This is a genomic window from Citrobacter sp. LUTT5 (assembly GCF_009905315.1).
Taxonomy (GTDB): Bacteria; Pseudomonadota; Gammaproteobacteria; order Enterobacterales; family Enterobacteriaceae; genus Citrobacter; species Citrobacter freundii.
In genome coordinates, this window is the sequence record NZ_CP047606.1 from 4,379,063 (window position 1) to 4,392,936 (window position 13,874).

The following is a 13,874-nucleotide window of genomic DNA, read 5'->3' on the forward strand; positions in this document are numbered from 1 at the left end:
ACTTGATTGGCTGCTCTACGTGAATTAAAAGTACATGAAGGCAACTTGGATCAGAAAATCTACTATGTGTCCTCTTGTGAGTCCGATAGCACGCATGAATTCGCCGGTTACTGTACAAAAAACCAGTACTTTAAGGTATACTTTTGATGTTCACATAATCAAGTTTTGATTATGATTTCATCACTGGGGGATAACATGAAACGAAAAAGCACATTCAACAAGATGGGACTATACATACTGTCTTTGATGTTGCTGTTTGTTTTTATTATCATTTTGAGCGCAAAAATCCCATTTTGTTATGGCTCCTCCTGCCATTTTATAGGATTTTATCAATTAGCTTCCAGCAACATAATCTCAATAATTTGTGTAATTTTTATAGGGATAGCATTTTATTTCTATAGAAGATTTAAAGGATTGACTAAGGTCAACAACGCCGATTGTGTAACAATCACTGCTTGTCAAAGTGAGAGTTATGAAAGTTTGACTTTTTTAGCCACATACATAGTACCTTTTATGGGATTCAGTTTTGATGACCCCCAGAAAAATCTCGCTTACTTTCTCTTAATAGTTGTTATTGGTTTAATTTTCATTAAAACGGATAAGTATTATGCGAACCCTACTTTGGCCCTTTTCGGTTATAAGCTGTATAGAGTTAACATTTCTTATTCAGGAAGCAGTGAAGTAAAAAACGTCATTGCAATCTCTATGGATGTGCTGACTGTTGGCGATCAAGTATTCTACAGTTTTTTTGATGACTACGTTTTCATAGCAAGGAAAAAAGATGAATCCAGATGATTTGAAGGTAGAAATAAACAGTATTTTCGAAAACTACTCAGGAATTAGAGTAATCTTCATTGTAAAAAATGAAGAGGACTACTCCTTAAAACTTTCAAAAATAGATAACAAAGCATTTCCTAAAATCATTGAGGGTTTTAAATTAAGTCTTACGCAAGACATTATTGAGAACGAAGATCTAACTATCCCTCAACTCTCAAACTTTGATGATCGCAAGAATGCTTTATTTTTATTCGACTATGAGCAGAAACCTTTAGAATTTGATTTTATAACATCTGCTATAGAAATCCCACCTAACTCACAGGATTTCTATAATTATGAAGATAAATTCAAGAACATCAAAGGGATAATCATTCAGATACGTGGTAATAATAAGTGCTTATCGCTCTACAAAAACAAAACCCCAATAACAGTTTTTGAGCAAAGCCGTAAAGTTTTCAATTTAGTACCAGATCCGGATGGTTTCCTTAAAGAACTTCCTGAGCAAGTTTTCAGATTAGATTTCAACTATGACTTAATACTTTTAGATGATAACTTCATTATAAAAAATCTAACCACGCTTGAAAGGACTATGAAATTCCATGAGGTCATTCAAGCTCAATCGGTTATTGCTTTAAAAGCATTAAAAGAATCAAATCTTATTGAAGACCTTTCTCATCTTGAAAAAAGCTCATCTGAAATGTCTTTCTCAAGAAAGCTGGCTAAAATTTCTAAGCACTCTCCAGTATTAGGTATAATTGATGTTCCTGTTATCATTGAGTATGTAAAACAACACTCATTCCTCTCAACTGTCATGATAGTTAGCGATGATGGTACGAAACTGATAGTTAAGACAAAAAGATCTCAAAAACATTTTATTAAATTGCTCAGCGATGACTATTTAGAATCACCTCTCACTAAAATACTCTATGACTCATTAGCTAAAGATGAACTAAAAGCAAACTGATGTTATTTTCAGAAATTCAAGCCCTGATCTATTTCAAGAACAGGGCTAATTATCAATTAGAAGTTCATTTGGAGATAAAATACAGAGCAAAACTAAAGAACAAATACCAGTAAAGAGCAATAATCATGCTTCATCCTTTTTTAGAAATAATTTTATGCCGTATAAATACTTATCATTCTTGATAACGGTAATACATAATCCCCAAAAGAGCGGTATGTTTGAAAATTTATCAAGTTAGTTCAAAGAAGTATCGTACAGATACCTTTATTATCAAACATTGGATCAGTGTATTCTTCTTGTTAGTTTTGCAAACATTTGCAGATAAGCTTGGTATTGTGCAGGAGTGAATAACTCACAAATGAAGTCAACCTCTGACGTTGCCGGGTTCAATAACCTGCTCAAAGTCTGATTTTCTGCTGCAAGGCGTACACCTTCTCCGTAGGCGCTGTCGTACATCGTGATCTCTGCATACCATTCATTAGAATAAGGCTGATTGGCCTTATGTCCGTGTTCAACATGCCAGACATCATAAGCAGCCATTGCTGCCGCCGTGAGCGTGTCGAGCACCTCAGAGCGTTTTACTGGGCGTTTACGTTCCAGGATTGGGAAGCCCTGCAAATGTCCAGATAAGTAGCGGTTAGCTAAATCACCTTTCCAGACAAACGAAGGATTAACCCATACCTTTAATACGCCTTTCTGGTGTTCAGCTTTATCAACCTTGATGTACTTTTTACGCTCAAGACCCGATAAAACACGGTTGAGATGATCCGGCGTGGTGTTCAGTATTGTGCACAGATCCGCACGTGTTATAAATGCTAAGTTTCGCCTGTCAACTTCGTTACATAATGCAAATACTTTCGTGAAATCGGGCTTGCTTAATACGTCTGCAAACTCCTTGATCCCGTTATAGGCTGCCTTTTCTGGGAGGTCGCCCAGCGTATTGGAGTATTCACGGTGTGCCTGTTTTGATCTGGCTGTGTCTGCTGTCGAGTAGCTCAAATGCAGATCCTGAACAATGCCACCATCAAGCAAATACTCCCTCGAGTCGTAGTGAAGAATTTCACCACTTTCAACTTCGACAACGTATAGAACATTATCTAAAGAAACGAGTTGTTGGGTAGGTCTGGAAAATGCTGAAAGCGGGTGATCGTGTTGCGGGGTATCTCTGAAAAAATAACCGTCTTCGTATGCTTGAATCAATGTTCCTCCTTAGTTGGTGTTCTCCTTTCGGTATTGGTCATAACGGATAAGTGCAGATTGAAAAATTTCCATTCGGTCTGTATACCCTCTCGATTTTGCTGCTTGCATTGATGCGTAAATAACGTGGCGTTTCACTTCGCCGCTGACCAGATCATTAAAAACCTGGTCACTGCTGAAATACTTCAATACTGGCCTCCTTCGGATTTTGGATGCAAAAAACCCCAAGCAGTTACCCCGCCCAGGGCTGAAAAGTTCAGAAGGTTTTCTCCCCTTCATACTTACCATAGTACACTATTTCACTAACGTTTGTCAATACCCAAACGGTGATTTCGTGAAATATTTTTGTTCACTTTCAACGCGTTGCATTCTTGCTTTGCGATTAGTGCTCTTTATATCAGAAATAGATAGTTGCTGTCAATCACAATCTGTGGTATAATTTGGCGACAGAGAAGACAGCCCTTCCTTCCATTCACGAACACCATCTCGCCATTTCTTGAGAAAAAAAGTGAAAAATGGCGATTTTCACCCTATTTTTTCCTTTAAATACAGATACCTACAAAATCCGCTATAATAGTAGAGAGATTCTCCCTCTGCACTGAAGTGCATCAGCACGAGACAATCAGTGATGATTGGATTGGGATGTTTGCACGTATGGTAATGTCATAGCTACCTTGCACCAGATAAACAGACAGCCTAAGGATTTAGGGTGGTTGTTTGGTTGGTGGTTAATCAAGATCAGTGGATGACATTAAGCAGGAATGCCATAGGATCATTGTGGAGTGTTGTTAATGGCGGCGTAGTCGCTGGATGGCATTAAGCAAAGTTTGGGCGGTAGTAGCCCAAGAGATAGAAAACCAATTAACTAACCTTAAGTTAGTTGGGTTTAATGGGTTTCTGTTTGGGAGCGTAGCGAGCATAACAAGCATCTGCACAGGAGAAGCACCTTTGATGAAGGTAACTTGTCAAAATTGATCTCTCCTGTATGGCTATCTTTCATGCGCGGCGTGAGCCTGGCACCAAGGCCAGCGCATAATAGTATGGTTCCGGCGCTTCGCGTCGATTACCGATAAACTCTTGACCCTACGGTAGAACGTCGCCCTGCTCACTCCGAATCACCCATGCAATAATCCTGAGATAATTCCCATTAAACTGACATCTAACCCGGTATTAATTGGCTTATAAAGAAGCACCGTTGATACGGAGTAAAGTTACCAAACCTACCAAGATAGTAACAATTGAAACTACCGATAACCTTGCATAAAGCCTTGCGCCGTGCCGGTATCAGCAGAATTAACAATCGATCTGTTGGAGGCTTGCTAAGCACACCTGTCTTTTCATGAAGTTAAACAACACTTCCTATTTTATTCAGCCTCTACTCTGAATCCTAAGTTTCGAAAGTCTTTGCATACGGGCACTGCCCTTTCGTGACGTAGGTGAAAACATACTGGCTGTTCTCGTACGTGCAAAGCGTCTTTCCGCTCTCCGTCTTTTCCTGCTGGGGATCGGTCATTGTGATCTGTCCTGCTGCTGCCAACTGTGAAAATAACAGCCCACTTATCACCAACATTGCTCTTCTCACAACGTCCTCCCGTTGATTTCGTTATCAAAATCTATCGATTCCTAACAACTGCACATAAAGATTATAGTTTCAATGTTGATCAATTTTATCGATCGATACAATAGAAAATAATCGTTTTTACCAATTAACAATTTTATAATGGCTCCCGACGAACTCTTAACTCGCAACCAAAAGGAAGATCATGAAAAGATTGATTCTCACGGCGCTGATCATTCTCCCCTTCGCTTCAAGTGCAACCACATTCACCTGCAAGGCCATCCAGGAAGGGCAGATCGATTCTGGTAGCCAAAAATCTTCTGTCGAGACTCGCCTTGATGTGCAGGACAAAAGCATGAAGGTGAGCATGGGTGGTAAAACCTGGAGACTGGGTTTCATTGGAGAGAAAAGTATTGCGAAGATGTACGCCACCCCAGACGGTGGAATAGCTGTCACTTACATCGACAATGGTAGTGATCCTGTTTTCGTTATGCGCCCAACTAACAACGATGGTCAAACGGCACTCTACACGCTGAGCCTGTGTTCTGAGATGTAAACGAAGGCGTGAGCAATCACGCCTACTCCGTTTTATAAGATGCAACCATCTAAGCTCAACGGCTACACGAGCCAACCGCCCATTTAGATTTTACGCCCTCCACAATCCTCCGCTTTAAATTGAAATTCTTATCCCTGGATTATCCAGTCTCATAACCATCTCCTTTTAAGACCACATCGACGCAACCACAGAATGCGGTTCCGCCTTGTCTCAAAAGATTGATCTTTTATTTTGATACAGTTATTATTTTGATACCACCTTTTGAGACTGAGAGAACATCATGACTACTGTGATCGGATACGTGCGAGTTTCCACCAGCGACCAGAACGTTGAAAACCAGAAGCAGCAGATAACTGATGCTGGTTATAGCGTTACTCGCTGGTTCAGCGATGAAGCGGTGAGTGGTGCAATCAAGGCAGGAGAGCGTCCAGGGTTTGGTGAACTACTCAATTATGTGCGAGAAGGCGATACGCTGATCGTGATTGCTATAGACCGCCTGGGACGTAACACTATCGATGTACTATCTACTGTTGAAATGTTGCAAATGAAGGGTGTGAAGGTTGTCAGCTTGCGAGAGGGGTTTGATCTTTCAACACCAGTGGGTAAAGCCATGCTAACTATGATGGCAGGACTTGCCAGCCTGGAAAAAGACCTAATCGCAGAGCGTAGAGCCGCAGGAATCAAACGAGCTCAGTCGGAAGGTAAGCATTGCGGCAGACCGATCAAAGCAACCGTTGAACAAGTACGTGAGTTATTAGCACGAGGATTACCACCAGCAGCGATCCAGGATAGGTTAGAGATCAGCAAAGCAACCTTCTACCGACTTAAGTCGTTCTTGCAACTCCCTGATATTTGAGAATTATGCACGTCAGAAGGTAGAGGGCCAGAAAATTAACGCTTAATGTTTTAAGCAACCACTTTGTCAACCAAGGCTTAATCACATTCGGAGGCAGATGCCCCCGATGATCATTTGCTGATTAATCGCCTTCAGCTTCGATAAATTTCTGAGCCAAGCAAGGCGGTAAATTCTGAAGATACTGTATAGAATCACGAATGAGTTCATCCACAGTTTCATCACGCTCACGTAAATTTTGAGCCCATCCTCTCCCCGGGTGCATAAAGTCCCAGCGAGGACGTAAACCAGTGTAGCGATGCTTACCTGGGTCATGATTACCGAAACCATCAATAGACGAGTTCCAAATCGGTTTAAAGCGAGAGATAACCAGCGATTCTCCCAATGGGATCCAGATGTCATCAACAACCAAAAATCGACAATAAAAATCTTCAATCGAAAGATTTTCCGCTGCGCGAACACTTTCTGCATGTTCTTTCAAGCGCCTAAACAGAACGTTACCAACCTTATCAGGGTTGGTAAGCCCCATTCTCGCCCCTGCTGGGACGGCCTTACCCACGTAGATAGGCAATCGAAATTGCCCGTCACGATTCAGTTCTGCCAGTTGCCCATAAGCAGGATGATCGCCAGTGTAATAAATTGCGTAAATCCCTGCTCCTTGAAATGAGGTTAACTCCTCCAGAGGATGAGCATCTTTGCTCAATAAGGCTTCCGCAACGCTGGCACCTAAATTTTGTTTATCAAGTGGATTAAATGGTATGACCTTTCCTGTCATGCAGAAGCCCTTTTATAATTGCCACCCTGCTTAAGGATGTTCCCAATTTCAGAGGTCAGCAGCTTTTCCGCTACACTGCTGGCAACGCAATACGCCAAATGAACCGGCACAGCGTTACCTAACTGCCTCATAGTTTCAGTCCAACTCCCGTGAAAACGATAACTATCGGGAAATGTTTGAATTCTGGCACTTTCTCGCACAGTAAAATAGCGTACTGAGCCATCATCACGAACAAGCATGTTCTCGCCCCCAGGAACGCCATGAGCACCTGCTTTGAGCGTTTTAGCTGGCAGATCTAAGGGGCTTCCGGTATGACCGGGATAAGTTCGTGCCCCCGCCTGGAACGCATGATTCCGGATCATCTTTGCCGCCTTTGTTTCAGGATCTGGCAAATCCGCAATTGCATCTCGAACTGTTTTCCACGGAAGTGTATCGGGAGGATTTTTACGCAATTTTGCGATACGGTTAACCATCTGGCTTGGAACAGTTGGCATTTCTAAACCGTGTCGTTTCCAGTAATCACCAGTAACCCACTGATCATAAACGAGTGCATCATAACTGTGTGTCGGTTTAGGGAACGACCACTCAATTTCAAGATCATCGCGGAAGCCAACAATGAAGACACGCTCACGTTTTTGTGGGATGCCGTAGTCTGCTGCATTGACTAACGTAGCCAGAACGTTATACGTCAGCCCTCTCCCTTTGTTCTTTCCACTGGTTTTTTCTTCCTGCAAGCGTTTTAAATGCTCGCTCCAGTCTTCGCCATTTCGCGGGGCTACTTCTGGAAACTCAAGCTGTAACTGGATGTACTGGAAATAGCTCGCAAAGGTTGCCCGTGTTAAGCCTTTCACATTCTCGACGATGAAAGCCTTGGGGCGAATTTGCCTGATCGCTTCTGCTGTCGCTGGAAACATGTCCCGCGAATCAGAATTAGCCTTGTGCTTACCACCGATTGAAAATGGCTGGCAAGGTGGCCCTCCCGCAAGAAGGTCAATCCCTTTAGGGATTTTCGACCAATCAAATTCTCTTACATCGCCCTCAAAAAGATCCCAATCAGACAACAGCGGAAAGCCATTCTTTTTGTTCTCTCTAACGGTATCACAGGCCCATTTATCCCATTCAACGACTGCAAGATGCTCAAAACCAGCAATTTCGCAACCCATAGCCAAGCCACCAGCACCGGCAAATAGTTCTACAGATTTCATACTTATCTCCGCCTTATGGCTTATGGTCTGCATCTTAGCAATTTAATCCGTTCATCGGAACCAGCAGACCAAGCCCCATACAGCTGGCAATGCCAGTTGATGTATGGAGCAAAATTAAACGATAGACCACCTTTTGTGCCACGTTGGACGCATCAATTTAAGCGCCTTAGGCGTATCACAGGAGTCTTGTCAGTTAACCGCTCTCGTAACGAATACCATACCGCGAATTTGCTTGTTTATTCGTGGTGATTTACCACGACAGGCTTGAACGGAACGCCGAACTAAGTGTGGAACGGTTAAAAGTGCTTGGCATAGGTTTAGAGACGGCGGCGCGTCTTCCGGCTTCAAAGGGGGGCATACTGGCGTATGCAGTACAAGGTTGAGCCTGGTAACTACTTGCCACTGCGTGCTAACATACCAAAGCCATTAACAATCACAGTGGCTTTTATACGGGAAAGAATCAGTGAAGATTAGACAGGCAAAAAAGGTAAAATAATTTACTTAATCGCTTGTTTTTCAAGGAAAAAATGTAGATGGTGCCGAAGGCCGGACTCGAACCGGCACGTATTTCTACGGTTGATTTTGAATCAACTGCGTCTACCGATTTCGCCACTCCGGCACGGAAGGGATGCGGAAAACGTTGTGGATTATACCTGTCGTGCGCCACCATGCAAGCGCCAGCGTGTGTCTGGCTCGCTAAGTGTTGAAAATTTCAGCATTACCTTTCCCACCTGTAACCCTCATCACAGTTTATTCCCCGCAACAACCACCCTAATCCCCCCTTCTGCGAAGCGTCCCGTTTCCCCATGCTCTACACTTCCAGTTCAACACCACACTGAGGGAAACACGATGTCGATGATAAAAAGCTACGCCGCCAAAGAAGCAGGCAGCGAACTCGAACTCTATGAATATGATGCGGGCGAGCTCAAGCCGGAAGATGTCGAAGTCCAGGTCGATTACTGCGGTATCTGCCATTCTGATTTGTCGATGATCGACAACGAATGGGGGTTCTCTCAGTATCCGCTGGTTGCCGGGCATGAGGTGATTGGTCGCGTGGCAGCTCTCGGCAGCGCGGCGCAGGATAAGGGGCTGAAGGTTGGTCAGCGCGTCGGTATTGGCTGGACGGCCCGCAGCTGCGGGCACTGCGACGCCTGTATCAGCGGTAATCAAATCAACTGCCTGGAAGGTTCCGTTCCCACTATTCTTAATCGCGGCGGCTTTGCCGAGAAGCTGCGGGCCGACTGGCAGTGGGTGATCCCGCTGCCGGAGAGTATCGATCTGGCGGCCGCTGGCCCATTATTGTGCGGCGGCATTACGGTGTTCAAACCGCTGCTGATGCACCATATCACCGCCACCAGCCGCGTCGGGGTGATCGGCATCGGTGGCCTGGGACATATCGCCATTAAGCTGTTACACGCGATGGGCTGCGAAGTGACCGCATTCAGTTCCAATCCGGCGAAAGAGCAGGAAGTGCTGGCGATGGGGGCGGATAAAGTGGTCAACAGCCGCGATCCAGATGCGCTAAAAGCGCTGGCGGGTCAGTTCGATCTCATCATTAACACGGTTAACGTCGATCTCGACTGGCAGCCCTATTTTGAAGCGCTGGCCTACGGCGGTAACTTCCATACCGTCGGTGCAGTGCTGAAGCCGCTGCCAGTTCCGGCGTTTACCTTAATTGCCGGGGATCGCAGCATCTCCGGTTCGGCGACCGGGACGCCATTCGAGCTGCGCAAGCTGATGAAGTTTGCCGGGCGCAGCAAGGTGTCGCCTACCACCGAGCTGTACCCGATGTCGCAAATTAACGAAGCAATCCAGCATGTGCGTGACGGCAAGGCCCGCTACCGCGTGGTGCTGAAAGCCGACTTCTGATCGTCTTTGCCGGGAGGCGTAAGCTTCCCGGCTATTCTCCCCGCTATTCCAGGCAGGTAAAATTCTCCTCACAATCTCCGCAATTTAGCGGTGAAGAGTGCGTCACGGTTGCCTATACTCCAGGCAGGATAAATGGAGGAAATCTCAATGAGCGCACCCCTGCTAATTGCCCGCACGCCGGACACCGAACTGTTTTTACTGCCAGGCATGGCCAACCGTCACGGGCTGATTACCGGCGCGACCGGGACCGGTAAAACCGTCACACTACAAAAGCTGGCCGAATCGTTGTCCGAGATTGGCGTACCGGTATTTATGGCCGATGTGAAAGGTGATTTAACCGGCGTGGCCGAGGAAGGACAAGCCTCTGAAAAGCTGCTCGCCCGCCTGAAAAACATCGGCATTACCGACTGGCAACCGCATGGTAATCCGGTCACGGTGTGGGATATCTTCGGCGAAAAAGGTCACCCGGTGCGAGCCACGGTATCTGACCTCGGGCCGCTGCTGCTGGCTCGTCTGTTGAATCTCAACGACGTTCAGTCCGGCGTGCTGGATATTATCTTCCGCATTGCCGATGACCAGGGCCTGCTGCTGCTCGATTTCAAAGACCTGCGGGCCATCACTCAGTACATCGGCGATAACGCTAAATCCTTCCAGAATCAGTACGGCAATATCAGCAGCGCTTCGGTCGGGGCTATCCAGCGCGGACTGCTGTCGCTGGAGCAGCAGGGAGCGGCACACTTCTTTGGCGAACCGATGCTGGACATCAAAGACTGGATGCGTACCGACGCCAGCGGCAAAGGGATGATTAATATCCTCAGCGCCGAGAAGCTCTACCAGATGCCCAAACTGTACGCCGCCAGCCTGCTGTGGATGCTCTCCGAACTGTACGAACAGTTGCCGGAAGCGGGCGATCTGGAGAAACCAAAACTGGTGTTCTTCTTTGATGAAGCGCATCTGCTGTTCAACGATGCCCCGCAGGTGTTGCTGGATAAAATCGAACAGGTGATCCGTCTGATCCGCTCGAAAGGGGTCGGCGTGTGGTTCGTCTCGCAAAACCCGTCGGATATTCCGGACAACGTGCTTGGTCAGTTGGGGAACCGCGTGCAGCACGCCCTGCGCGCGTTCACGCCGAAAGATCAGAAAGCGGTGAAAACCGCGGCGCAAACCATGCGCGCCAACCCGGCATTTGATACCGAAAAAGCCATTCAGGAGCTGGGAACCGGCGAGGCGCTGGTGTCGTTTCTGGACGCCAAAGGCAGCCCGTCGGTGGTTGAACGGGCGATGGTGATTGCGCCGTGCTCACGGATGGGACCGGTGACGGACGACGAGCGCAACGGGCTGATTAATCACTCTTCGCTGTACGGCAAATATGAAGAAGATATCGACCGAGAGTCCGCCTATGAACGTTTACAGCAGGGCGTGCAGGCCAGTACCGAGCAGCAAAATACGCCTCCCGCCAACGGTAAAGCGGTCGAGGTGGACGGCGGTATTCTCGGTGGATTGAAGGATATTTTATTTGGCAGCACAGGGCCGCGCGGCGGCAAGCGCGATGGCGTGGTACAGAGCGTGGCGAAAAGCGCGGCGCGACAGGTTACTAATCAGATAATCCGCGGCATGTTGGGGAGTTTGATGGGCGGGAGAAAACGCTAGCCCGTATTACGTTGCCGGATGGCGGCTTAACGCCTTATCCGGCCTACGGGTCCGGAGTAGGCCTGAAAAGCGCAACGCCATCAGGCCTACGATTACTGTGATTACGATTTACGCAGCATCAGCCACAGGCTTATCAGGAAGAAGCTGGCGCTTGGCAGCAGCGCACCGATAATCGGCGGAATGCCGTACACCAGCGTCAGCGGGCCAAAGATTTGGTCCAGCACATAGAACACAAAACCGAAGCTAATCCCCGTCACCACACGCACACCCATCGGGACGCTACGCAGCGGACCAAAGATAAACGACAACGCCATCAGCATCATGACCGCCACTGATAGCGGCTGGAAGACTTTGCTCCACATATTGAGCTGGTAGCGTCCGGCATCCTGGCCGCTCGACTTCAGGTACTTCACGTAGTTATGCAGACCGCTAATCGACAGCGCGTCAGGATCCAACGCCACGACGCCGAGCTTGTCGGGCGTCAGGTTGGTTTTCCAGGTGCCGCTCACCGTTTGCGAACCGGTGATTTGTTTCGGATCGGTCAGGTTGGATTCATCCACCTGCGACAAACGCCAGACCTTCTGCTCCGGGTCAAACGTCGCGCTTGCAGCATAGCGTACAGACTGCAGACGGCGCTTGTCGTTAAACGAGTAGATGCTAATCCCGCCCAACTCGGCCTCGCCTTTCACCCGCTCGATGTAGACAAAGCTGTCACCGTCTTTCGCCCACAAACCCTGCTGGGTAGAGAGCAGCGAGCCGCCGTACATCTGCTGCGCACGGTAGTTACGCGCCATCTGTTCACCCTGCGGTGCGACCCATTCGCCAATGGCCATCGTCAGCAGCACCAGCGGAATCGCGGTTTTCATCACCGACAACGCCACCTGCATACGGGTAAAGCCAGAAGCCTGCATCACCACCAGTTCACTACGCTGGGCCAGCATGCCCAGCCCCAGCAATGCCCCCAGCAGCGCCGCCATCGGGAAGAAGATCTGGATATCTTTCGGCGCACTGAGCAGGGTATACAGCCCGGCGCCCATCGCATCGTAGCTCCCCTGCCCGGCTTTTTTCAGCTGGTCAACGAACTTGATGATCCCGGAGAGCGACACCAGCATGAACAGCGTCATCATGATGGTGGTGAAAATGGTTTTACCGATATAGCGGTCAAGTACACCAAAAGGCTGCATTATACCGCTCCTTTACGCATAAAACGGGCACGCAAGCGGCGCATCGGCACCGTATCCCAGAGGTTAAGCACAATCGCCAGCGCCAGATAAGCCAGGTTAACCACCCACATCCAGAACACCGGATCCAGCTTACCTTTGCCACCGTTCGACTTCAGCGATGTCTGAACCAGGAAGAACAGCAAATAGAGCAACATTGCCGGCAGCATCGACAGCACGCGACCCTGACGCGGGTTCACCACGCTCAGCGGTACAACCATCAGCGCCATCATAAATACGGTGAATACTAACGTGATACGCCAGGTCAGCTCCGCGCGGGCACGATCGGTGTCGGTCGCCAGCAGCGTACGCATGGTCATCTGTTCGGTATCGTTTGGATCCAGCGCCACGGCCTGATGGCCGATAATCGCCTGATAATCCTGGAAGTCGGTAATGCGGAAATCGCGCAGCAGCGCGGTACCTTCAAAGCGCGTCCCCTGGTTTAGCGTCACAACCTGAGAGCCATCGCGCAATTGGGTAAGATGTCCGGAATCGGCTACGACGACCGAAGGACGAGCGTTGCCTTTCGGGCGGATTTGCGCGAGGAACACGTCTTTGAAGTTGCTGCCGTCAACGCTTTCGATAAACAGCACCGAACTGCCGTTGGTCGCCTGCTGGAATTGCCCCTGAGCAAGCGCCGCCATACCGGGGTTCGCTTTCGCCTCCGCCAGGACTTCGTCCTGATGTCTGGAGGACCACGGTCCGGCCCACATCACGTTGACCGCCGCAATAATACTGGTAAACAACGCCAGCACCATCGCCGCTTTAACAAGCACAGCCTTGCTCAGCCCGCAGGCATGCATGACCGTAATTTCACTTTCGGTATACAGTTTGCCCAGCGTCATCAGCAGCCCGAGGAACAGGCTTAAGGGCAAGATAAGTTGCGCCATTTCTGGCACGCCCAGCCCCAGCAGCGAGAGCACCAGATTTGCCGGGATATCACCGTCAACAGCCGCACCAAGGATCCTGACCAACTTTTGACAAAAGAAGATCAAAAGCAGGATGAATAGGATCGCAAGTTGGCTTTTGAGCGTTTCCCGAACCAGATATCTTATGATTATCACTTTAAATACGCCCGTAAAAACCCGTCTTTTGCCGGAATTTAGCTTGTTTCATGGCTTAAACGTCATTTATTCTCTTGAGTCGTCGAAATCGTCGCTAAGATCATTATACTCAACGGATCCACCTCTCAGAAATTGTTCTGACGTGCCAATGCCGTAATAACGTTAAGATTAACACGAAGTCACCGC

13 protein-coding genes and 1 tRNA gene are annotated in these 13,874 nt (G+C 47.8%); 6 read left to right on the top strand and 8 right to left on the bottom strand.

The features are described from left to right. Positions 1-195: 195 nt before the first annotated feature. Together kwaA and kwaB are read left to right on the top strand one after the other, a co-directional pair. Entirely contained in the window at positions 196-795 is a 600-nt protein-coding gene (gene kwaA, locus GUC46_RS24150; protein ID WP_003845542.1) for an anti-phage protein KwaA, read from the top strand. Continuing rightward, positions 782-1,741 carry an anti-phage protein KwaB gene (kwaB, locus tag GUC46_RS20910; protein WP_001395241.1) on the top strand — a complete coding sequence of 320 codons (960 nt, stop codon included), beginning with the start codon at positions 782-784 and terminating at the stop codon, positions 1,739-1,741. The genes kwaA and kwaB overlap by 14 nt, the downstream gene beginning before the upstream one ends. A gap of 282 nt (positions 1,742-2,023) precedes the next feature. Here the strand turns inward: kwaB and GUC46_RS20915 are convergent, their stop codons facing one another. Both GUC46_RS20915 and GUC46_RS24155 read right to left on the bottom strand, forming a co-directional pair. Further along, on the bottom strand, positions 2,024-2,941 hold the full coding sequence (locus GUC46_RS20915; protein WP_160180700.1) for a helix-turn-helix domain-containing protein: 918 nt from the start codon (positions 2,939-2,941) through the stop codon (positions 2,024-2,026). A 1,384-nt stretch (positions 2,942-4,325) separates the two neighbouring features. Further along, the gene (locus GUC46_RS24155) at positions 4,326-4,508 is read right to left on the bottom strand and encodes a hypothetical protein (RefSeq protein WP_236654171.1); all 183 of its coding nucleotides are present in this window, start codon (positions 4,506-4,508) and stop codon (positions 4,326-4,328) included. Positions 4,509-4,701: 193 nt separating this feature from the next. Between GUC46_RS24155 and GUC46_RS20920 the strand changes: the two genes are divergently transcribed. Together GUC46_RS20920 and GUC46_RS20925 are read left to right on the top strand one after the other, a co-directional pair. Then, positions 4,702-5,052 (top strand): hypothetical protein, encoded by a 351-nt coding sequence (locus GUC46_RS20920; RefSeq protein ID WP_160180702.1) that lies wholly within the window; start codon positions 4,702-4,704, stop codon positions 5,050-5,052. 280 nt (positions 5,053-5,332) lie between these two features. Further along, the gene (locus GUC46_RS20925; protein WP_049007155.1) at positions 5,333-5,908 is read left to right on the top strand and encodes a recombinase family protein; all 576 of its coding nucleotides are present in this window, start codon (positions 5,333-5,335) and stop codon (positions 5,906-5,908) included. Between the two features lie 121 nt (positions 5,909-6,029). On the opposite strand, the gene GUC46_RS20930 is transcribed toward GUC46_RS20925, so the two are convergent. The 3 genes from GUC46_RS20930 to GUC46_RS20940 form a co-directional block, all read right to left on the bottom strand. After that, positions 6,030-6,680: an Eco29kI family restriction endonuclease gene (locus GUC46_RS20930; RefSeq protein WP_046275802.1), complete on the bottom strand. Its 651-nt coding sequence runs from the start codon at positions 6,678-6,680 to the stop codon at positions 6,030-6,032. Then, complete coding sequence (locus GUC46_RS20935) at positions 6,677-7,885, bottom strand: DNA cytosine methyltransferase (protein ID WP_000843538.1); 1,209 nt, start codon at positions 7,883-7,885, stop codon at positions 6,677-6,679. The genes GUC46_RS20930 and GUC46_RS20935 overlap by 4 nt, the downstream gene beginning before the upstream one ends. A 534-nt stretch (positions 7,886-8,419) precedes the next feature. Next, positions 8,420-8,504: transfer RNA gene (locus GUC46_RS20940), tRNA-Leu, on the bottom strand. A 230-nt stretch (positions 8,505-8,734) separates the two neighbouring features. Here GUC46_RS20940 and GUC46_RS20945 point away from each other — a divergent pair. Both GUC46_RS20945 and GUC46_RS20950 read left to right on the top strand, forming a co-directional pair. Beyond that, on the top strand, positions 8,735-9,754 hold the full coding sequence (locus GUC46_RS20945; RefSeq protein ID WP_032937718.1) for an NAD(P)-dependent alcohol dehydrogenase: 1,020 nt from the start codon (positions 8,735-8,737) through the stop codon (positions 9,752-9,754). A gap of 147 nt (positions 9,755-9,901) precedes the next feature. Next, positions 9,902-11,404, top strand: coding sequence for a helicase HerA-like C-terminal domain-containing protein (locus GUC46_RS20950; RefSeq protein ID WP_003025876.1), 1,503 nt, complete (start codon positions 9,902-9,904; stop codon positions 11,402-11,404). A gap of 101 nt (positions 11,405-11,505) precedes the next feature. Here GUC46_RS20950 and lptG read toward each other — a convergent pair whose 3' ends face one another. From lptG to GUC46_RS24160, 3 genes are all read right to left on the bottom strand, one after another. Next, complete coding sequence (lptG, locus tag GUC46_RS20955; protein WP_003025875.1) at positions 11,506-12,588, bottom strand: LPS export ABC transporter permease LptG; 1,083 nt, start codon at positions 12,586-12,588, stop codon at positions 11,506-11,508. Next, positions 12,588-13,688, bottom strand: a complete 1,101-nt coding sequence (gene lptF / locus GUC46_RS20960; protein ID WP_003839630.1) for an LPS export ABC transporter permease LptF — start codon at positions 13,686-13,688, stop codon at positions 12,588-12,590. The genes lptG and lptF overlap by 1 nt, the downstream gene beginning before the upstream one ends. Positions 13,689-13,750: 62 nt before the next feature. Next, entirely contained in the window at positions 13,751-13,801 is a 51-nt protein-coding gene (locus GUC46_RS24160) for a hypothetical protein (RefSeq protein WP_212723231.1), read from the bottom strand. Between the last annotated feature and the right edge of the window lie 73 nt (positions 13,802-13,874).

Excerpts from the sequence above, each read along its gene's own strand:
- lptG (WP_003025875.1), bottom strand. The coding sequence starts at position 12,588 with ATGCAGCCTTTTGGTGTACTTGACCGCTATATCGGTAAAACCATTTTC.
- GUC46_RS20920 (WP_160180702.1), top strand. The coding sequence starts at position 4,702 with ATGAAAAGATTGATTCTCACGGCGCTGATCATTCTCCCCTTCGCTTCA.
- GUC46_RS24155 (WP_236654171.1), bottom strand. The coding sequence starts at position 4,508 with ATGTTGGTGATAAGTGGGCTGTTATTTTCACAGTTGGCAGCAGCAGGA.
- GUC46_RS20945 (WP_032937718.1), top strand. The coding sequence starts at position 8,735 with ATGTCGATGATAAAAAGCTACGCCGCCAAAGAAGCAGGCAGCGAACTC.
- kwaB (WP_001395241.1), top strand. The coding sequence starts at position 782 with ATGAATCCAGATGATTTGAAGGTAGAAATAAACAGTATTTTCGAAAAC.
- kwaA (WP_003845542.1), top strand. The coding sequence starts at position 196 with ATGAAACGAAAAAGCACATTCAACAAGATGGGACTATACATACTGTCT.
- GUC46_RS20950 (WP_003025876.1), top strand. The coding sequence starts at position 9,902 with ATGAGCGCACCCCTGCTAATTGCCCGCACGCCGGACACCGAACTGTTT.
- GUC46_RS20930 (WP_046275802.1), bottom strand. The coding sequence starts at position 6,680 with ATGACAGGAAAGGTCATACCATTTAATCCACTTGATAAACAAAATTTA.
- GUC46_RS20935 (WP_000843538.1), bottom strand. The coding sequence starts at position 7,885 with ATGAAATCTGTAGAACTATTTGCCGGTGCTGGTGGCTTGGCTATGGGT.
- GUC46_RS20925 (WP_049007155.1), top strand. The coding sequence starts at position 5,333 with ATGACTACTGTGATCGGATACGTGCGAGTTTCCACCAGCGACCAGAAC.